The following is a 5,044-nucleotide window of genomic DNA, read 5'->3' as shown; positions in this document are numbered from 1 at the left end:
AGCGGTGCGTCGCCGGGCACCGAGGTCAGGCCGGCGTGCAGCACGTCCGGGTCGGCCGGGCTGACGGCGAGTGCGCCGATGCCGTGGTGGTTCGAGTGCCGGATCGTCAACTCGTCGTCGTCGGCGTCGAAGCGGTACAGGTTGGTGCCGCTCCACGGGTCGCCGTACTCGAAGTAGGCGACGTCGGCGTCGGTCGGATCGGGGCGGATCCAGCCGCCGTTGGGGATCACCACGTCCTCGCCGCCCTGGAACTGGTCGACCACGGGCCGGAAGGTGCGCCCGCCGTCGGTGGAGCGGTAGAGGTGCCGGCCGCTCTCGCCCGCGTTCAGCTCGGTGACGTTCAGCGCCTTCGCGTAGACCACGCGCGGGTCGACGAGCGAGATGGCCAGCGAGAAGCCGTTGACCTTGTCGCCCGCGGCGCCGAGCCTGGCGCGCCGCCAGGTGCGGCCGGCGTCGTCGCTGGTGAAGCCGCCGGCGTCGCTCACGCCGACGACGATGCGGTCGAAGTCGGCGGTGGAGACCTTCGCGTCGTAGAACATGGTGTGCGGGCCGACCTCGGCCAGCGGGACGGGCGTGCCGATGGCGCGGAAGCTGCGCCCGGCGTCCCTGGACTCCAGCACGCGGCCGTCGTCGGTGACGGCCCTCAGGTGGCCGGTGCGGCGCGGGTTGGCGGTCAGGCCGTAGAGCCCGCCGAGCCTCTCGCCGTCGAAGGCCGGCATCTTCGTGACCGTGCGGCCCGCGACCCGGTAGACGCGGTCGCCGCGCAGCTCCCACACGTAGGCGCTGCCGTCGCGCGCCGGGGAGACGAACCAGTGGCCGCTGCCGAGCTTGGCGATGGTGTCCCAGCTGCAGCCGGAGTCGGTCGACCGGGTCACCCGGCCGTTGATGTCGGTGGCCAGCAGCCGGTTCGGGGCGGCCAGCGTCTCCAGGCCCGTCACCAGCTGGTAGTACGTGGGGCGTTCGGCGGTGGTGGTCGGGGCGAAGGTGGCGCCGCCGTCCCGGGTGTGGGAGAGCGAGCCGTCGCTGACGACCCGTTCGCACGCCGGTGCGTCCCAGTGCTTGCCCGGCTTGCCGTGCCCGGTGGCGGCCTGCGCGGGGGCGGCGGCCGTGAACAGGCTCGCCACGAGCGCTGCGCCGACCGTCACGGTGGTAATCGCGCGGTGATGGGGTCTCACCCGGATCTCCTCCTCGATGACGTTGTCCTCACCAGGAAGTACCGTGATCGTCTGGATGTCCACGTCCTTCGGCTGGCGAACGGACGCCATGGCGCCCATGCGCCGCTCGCTCTGCCCCCATCAGGCGGGAAATTTCCGATACGCGCCCGGGGGGTACCACCCATGTTCGAACCGTTCGGCGTCCTCGCGGCCGACGAGGCCCTGTACCGCCTGCTGCTGCGCCATCCGCCCCTCGACACCGCCCGGTTGGCCGCGGCGGCGGGGCGCACGGAGGCCGAGACCGCACCGGCGGTCGAGCGGCTCACGGAGCTGGGCCTGGTGACGCTGCTGCCCGGCGCCCCGGTCCGGCTCGTCGCGATCCGGCCGGACGCGGCCGTCGACCAGCTCACGATGCGCTGGCAGGACCAGGTCGCCGTGGCCAGGACCGCGGCCACCGCCCTGGTCGCCGACCTCCCGGTCGACCGCAGGCACCGCCCCGAGGACCAGGTGGAGATCCTCTTCGGCCGCGGCTCGGTCGCGGCGGCCTTCGACCGGCTGCAGCGGTCGGTGCGGCGGGAGTTGCTGGTCCTGGACCGGCCGCCGTACGCGCAGGAGCCGGCCGAGCCGAACCGGGCGGAGCTGGAGATCCTGGCGCGCGGCGCGCGGGTGCGCGGGCTGTACGCGCCGGAGGCGCTGGAGGTGCCGGGGGCGTTCGACGTCTTCGAGGCGGTCGTCGCGGCGGGTGAGCAGGCCCGGGTGCACACGGACGTGCCGCTGAAGCTCGCCGTCGCCGACGCCTCGACGGCGATCCTGCCGTTCAGCCGCGAGGCCCACGAGATGGTCGACAGCGCGTTCGTCATCCACGAAGGGGCCTTGCTGGACGCGCTCGTTCAGCTCTTCGAGCTGCTGTGGGCGGCGGCCGTGCCGGTGCCCGGCGCCGTGGACGCGGCGGCCGAGCAGGCCGCCGACGCCGAGTCGGACCGGCAGCTCGTCACCCTGCTCGCGGCGGGGCTGAAGGACGAGGCGGTGGCGCGGCGGCTGGGGGTGAGCGCCCGTACGCTCAACCGCAGGGTGAGCGCGCTGATGCACCGCCTGGGCGCCCGTACCCGCTTCCAGGCGGGGCTGCAGGCCGCGCGCGACGGCGCGTTCGACGTCTGAGACGGTGTCAAATCGCGGACCCCCGGGGCGTCTTGGCCGTTCCGGGGGTCTCCGGGGTTCTCCGGGGTTCTTGAAGGGGGTCAGAGGCCGACGGCCTGCTCCGTACCGGGCAGGGCCTCCGCCAGCACCTCGCGGTGCGTCGGCCTGGCGGCCTCGTACAGGTCGCGGCCCTTCTCCGTCAGCAGGACGAAGATGCCGCGCCGGTCGACGTCGCACATCGCCCGCTGCACCAGCCCCGCGCGCTCCAGCCGGGCCGTCAGCCGCGACGTGGCGCTCTGGCTCAGGTGCACCGCCTCGGCCAGCTCGGCGGCGCGGCACTTGTCGTGGCCGCAGCCCGCCAGGCCCTCCAGGGCCTCGAACTCGCTCACGCCGATGCCGTGCCTGCTCTGCAACTCGCGCTCCAGCGCACCCCACACCGCCGCGTGACAGGCCAGGAGGCCGTGCCAGCGGTCCACCAGGGCGCGCTCGGCGCCGATGTCGCTCACGCTCACAGACCCCAAGGTAACATGCGCGTGAACCTAATGCGACTTCATTAAATGCGTTGGCATTAGATGTCTCTGCATGTACTGTCGTCCCTCATGAGCTCTTCCGCACCACATCTGTCCACGACGTCGACGAAGTGGGACGCCCGCCTGTGGGGCATTCTGCTGACCGTCTCCCTCGTGGTCGGCCTCGACGCTCTCGACGTGTCGATGGTGGGGGTCGCCCTCCCCTCCATCCAGGCCGACCTCGGGCTGTCCACGAGCACCCTCCAATGGGTCGTCAGCGGGTACGTCCTCACCTACGGCGGGCTGCTCCTCCTCGGCGGCCGCACCGCAGACCTCCTCGGCCGGCGGCGGGTGTTCCTCGTCGCCGTCGCGGTGTTCGCCGTCACCTCGCTGCTCGGCGGGCTGGTCGACGACGGCGGGCTGCTGATCGCGACCCGGCTGCTGAAGGGCGTCTCCGCGGCGTTCACCGCGCCCGCCGCGCTCTCGATCATCACCACGACCTTCGCCGAGGGCCCGGCCCGCAACAAGGCGCTCGGGATCTTCGCCGTCTTCGGCGCCAGCGGCTACAGCGCCGGCCTCGTCTTCTCCGGCCTGCTGACCGAGGTCGGCTGGCGCTGGACCTTCTTCCTGCCGTTCCCCGTCGCCCTGATCGCGCTCGTCGCGGCCTTCCGCGTGCTGCCGAAGGAGGGGCGGCCGGAGCGTACCGGCGGCTACGACTTCCCCGGCGCGGTCACCGGCGTCGGCGCGATGCTGCTGCTCGTCTACACCGTCGTCGAGGCGCCCGAGGTGGGCTGGGGCGCGTCCCGTACGCTCCTGCAGTTCGCCGCGGCCGCGGTGCTGCTGGGCGCGTTCCTGGCCATCGAGCGGCGCAGCAGCCACCCGCTGATCCGGCTGGGCATCCTGCGCTCCGGCCCGCTGGCCCGCGCGAACCTCGGCGCCGCCGTGTTCTTCGGCGGGTACCTGGGCTTCCAGTTCCTGGTGATGCAGTACCTGCAGTCGGTGCTGGGCTGGTCGGCGATGGAGACGGCGCTCGGCTTCCTGCCCGCGGCGCTGATCGTCGCGTTCGGCTCGCCGCGGATGGAGCCGCTCATCGAGCGGTTCGGCACCACGGTCACCATCGCGGGCGGCGTCGTCGCGCACCTCGTGGCGTACGTGCTCTTCCTCGCCCTCGACCGCGACGCACCGTACCTGGTCGGCACCCTGCCGAGCATGGTGCTGCTGGGCGTCGGCTTCATGCTGGCGTTCGCGTCCTTCAACATCCAGGGCACCGCGGGCATCCCGGACCACGAGCAGGGGCTCGCGGGCGGCCTGCTGAACACCTCGCTCCAGGTGGGCGGGGCGATCGGGCTGGCGGTCGTGACCGCCGTGCTCACCGCGAACGCGGAGGGCGCGACCGGCTCCCGGGCGCTGCTGAACGGCTTCGACCCGGCGCTGTACGTGGTCGCCGGCATGGCGCTGATCGGCCTGGTCATCGCCGTGTCGGGCCTGCGCTCCGGCCGCCGGCCGGCGGCGGAGCCGAAGCCGGTGGAGGACCGCGAGTACGCCTACGCGGCCGACTGACCACCGCCGCCTGAAACCACGGGGAATCGGGGGCAGCGGACCCGGGCCGACCAGGCCCGGGTCCGCTTCCGCGCGGGCTCACGCCGCCGGGGCGCCGTCCTCGTCCGGGTCCACCCCCAGGCTGTGGAGGAACGCCGCCGCCGCCGGGGACGGGCGGGTGCGGGGCCAGATGAGGCGCTCCTCGCGGGACGGGCCGCCCGCGACGCGGACCGTGGCCAGGCCCGTGAGGCGGGGCGCGAAGGTGCTGGGGAGGAGGGCCACGCCCAGCCCGGCGCGTACCAGGTCCGCCATGAAGTCCATCGACGACACCTCGAAGCCCACCGTCCGGCGCAGCCCCGCCGCCGCGAACGCCTCCTCCGACTGCGCCCACGCCGCCGTACCCGCCGCGAAGTCGACGAACGTCTCCTCCGCCAGCCGCGCCAGGTCCGTCTCCCCCGCGTCCGCCAGCGGGTGGTCCGGCGGTACGACGGCCAGGTGCCGGTCCCGTACGAGCACCCGCTCGCGGACCCTCGTAGCGCGGAAGCCCGTGGGCACCCCGAGCAGCGCCAGGTCGTACGTGCCCTCCGCGACCGCCCGCACCAGGTTCTCGCTCGCCCCCACCGCCAGGCTGATCCGCACCTGCGGGTACGCGTCGTGGAACTCCCGCAGCGCCGCCGGCAGGTTCACCGCCGCCACCGTGGGGAT

At 73.7% G+C, this 5,044-nt stretch carries 5 protein-coding genes; 2 read left to right on the top strand and 3 right to left on the bottom strand.

Annotated features, from left to right (window positions below; genetic code table 11):
* The coding region (locus H5J30_RS17165; RefSeq protein WP_258563371.1) for a sialidase family protein at positions 1–1,265 on the bottom strand (1,265 nt) is incomplete at its 3' end.
* Between the two features lie 72 nt (positions 1,266–1,337).
* Between H5J30_RS17165 and H5J30_RS17160 the strand changes: the two genes are divergently transcribed.
* Positions 1,338–2,312 carry a helix-turn-helix domain-containing protein gene (locus tag H5J30_RS17160; RefSeq protein WP_181788298.1) on the top strand — a complete coding sequence of 325 codons (975 nt, stop codon included), beginning with the start codon at positions 1,338–1,340 and terminating at the stop codon, positions 2,310–2,312.
* A gap of 80 nt (positions 2,313–2,392) precedes the next feature.
* On the opposite strand, the gene H5J30_RS17155 is transcribed toward H5J30_RS17160, so the two are convergent.
* Positions 2,393–2,797 (bottom strand): MarR family winged helix-turn-helix transcriptional regulator, encoded by a 405-nt coding sequence (locus H5J30_RS17155; protein WP_181788300.1) that lies wholly within the window; start codon positions 2,795–2,797, stop codon positions 2,393–2,395.
* 93 nt (positions 2,798–2,890) lie between these two features.
* On the opposite strand from H5J30_RS17155, the gene H5J30_RS17150 reads away from it, so the two are divergent.
* Positions 2,891–4,360 (top strand): MFS transporter, encoded by a 1,470-nt coding sequence (locus tag H5J30_RS17150; RefSeq protein WP_181788297.1) that lies wholly within the window; start codon positions 2,891–2,893, stop codon positions 4,358–4,360.
* 78 nt (positions 4,361–4,438) lie between these two features.
* On the opposite strand, the gene H5J30_RS17145 is transcribed toward H5J30_RS17150, so the two are convergent.
* A partial coding sequence (locus H5J30_RS17145; RefSeq protein ID WP_181788296.1) for a LysR substrate-binding domain-containing protein occupies positions 4,439–5,044 on the bottom strand: 606 nt, incomplete at its 5' end.

It is taken from the genome of Streptomyces phytophilus, assembly GCF_013870535.1.
Taxonomy (GTDB): domain Bacteria; phylum Actinomycetota; class Actinomycetes; order Streptomycetales; family Streptomycetaceae; genus Streptomyces; species Streptomyces phytophilus.
The sequence above is the reverse complement of the archived record's forward strand: the minus strand, read 5'-3'. Positions and strand labels throughout refer to the sequence as shown.